The following is a 1,561-nucleotide window of genomic DNA, read 5'->3' as shown; positions in this document are numbered from 1 at the left end:
AACAGAGATTAAACTGAAGAGTTTGATCCTGGCTCAGATTGAACGCTGGCGGCATGCCTTACACATGCAAGTCGAACGGCAGCACGGAGCTTGCTCTGGTGGCGAGTGGCGAACGGGTGAGTAATATATCGGAACGTACCCTAGAGTGGGGGATAACGTAGCGAAAGTTACGCTAATACCGCATACGATCTAAGGATGAAAGTGGGGGATCGCAAGACCTCATGCTCGTGGAGCGGCCGATATCTGATTAGCTAGTTGGTAGGGTAAAAGCCTACCAAGGCATCGATCAGTAGCTGGTCTGAGAGGACGACCAGCCACACTGGAACTGAGACACGGTCCAGACTCCTACGGGAGGCAGCAGTGGGGAATTTTGGACAATGGGCGAAAGCCTGATCCAGCAATGCCGCGTGAGTGAAGAAGGCCTTCGGGTTGTAAAGCTCTTTTGTCAGGGAAGAAACGGTGAGAGCTAATATCTCTTGCTAATGACGGTACCTGAAGAATAAGCACCGGCTAACTACGTGCCAGCAGCCGCGGTAATACGTAGGGTGCAAGCGTTAATCGGAATTACTGGGCGTAAAGCGTGCGCAGGCGGTTTTGTAAGTCTGATGTGAAATCCCCGGGCTCAACCTGGGAATTGCATTGGAGACTGCAAGGCTAGAATCTGGCAGAGGGGGGTAGAATTCCACGTGTAGCAGTGAAATGCGTAGATATGTGGAGGAACACCGATGGCGAAGGCAGCCCCCTGGGTCAAGATTGACGCTCATGCACGAAAGCGTGGGGAGCAAACAGGATTAGATACCCTGGTAGTCCACGCCCTAAACGATGTCTACTAGTTGTCGGGTCTTAATTGACTTGGTAACGCAGCTAACGCGTGAAGTAGACCGCCTGGGGAGTACGGTCGCAAGATTAAAACTCAAAGGAATTGACGGGGACCCGCACAAGCGGTGGATGATGTGGATTAATTCGATGCAACGCGAAAAACCTTACCTACCCTTGACATGGCTGGAATCCTCGAGAGATTGAGGAGTGCTCGAAAGAGAGCCAGTACACAGGTGCTGCATGGCTGTCGTCAGCTCGTGTCGTGAGATGTTGGGTTAAGTCCCGCAACGAGCGCAACCCTTGTCATTAGTTGCTACGAAAGGGCACTCTAATGAGACTGCCGGTGACAAACCGGAGGAAGGTGGGGATGACGTCAAGTCCTCATGGCCCTTATGGGTAGGGCTTCACACGTCATACAATGGTACATACAGAGCGCCGCCAACCCGCGAGGGGGAGCTAATCGCAGAAAGTGTATCGTAGTCCGGATTGTAGTCTGCAACTCGACTGCATGAAGTTGGAATCGCTAGTAATCGCGGATCAGCATGTCGCGGTGAATACGTTCCCGGGTCTTGTACACACCGCCCGTCACACCATGGGAGCGGGTTTTACCAGAAGTAGGTAGCTTAACCGTAAGGAGGGCGCTTACCACGGTAGGATTCGTGACTGGGGTGAAGTCGTAACAAGGTAGCCGTATCGGAAGGTGCGGCTGGATCACCTCCTTTCTAGAGTTTGCACGAATCAG

1 rRNA gene is annotated in these 1,561 nt (G+C 52.7%); it reads left to right on the top strand.

Annotation, left to right across the window (positions count from 1 at the left end):
• The first annotated feature begins 10 nt into the window (after positions 1-10).
• Positions 11-1,541: ribosomal RNA gene (locus K0F85_RS28250) — 16S ribosomal RNA — on the top strand.
• Positions 1,542-1,561: the final 20 nt, after the last annotated feature.

Source organism: Janthinobacterium sp. UMAB-56 (genome assembly GCF_900095265.1).
In the GTDB taxonomy this organism is placed as follows: domain Bacteria; phylum Pseudomonadota; class Gammaproteobacteria; order Burkholderiales; family Burkholderiaceae_D; genus Janthinobacterium.
Note: the sequence above shows the minus strand (reverse complement) of the source record. Positions and strands in the feature narration are given on the sequence as shown.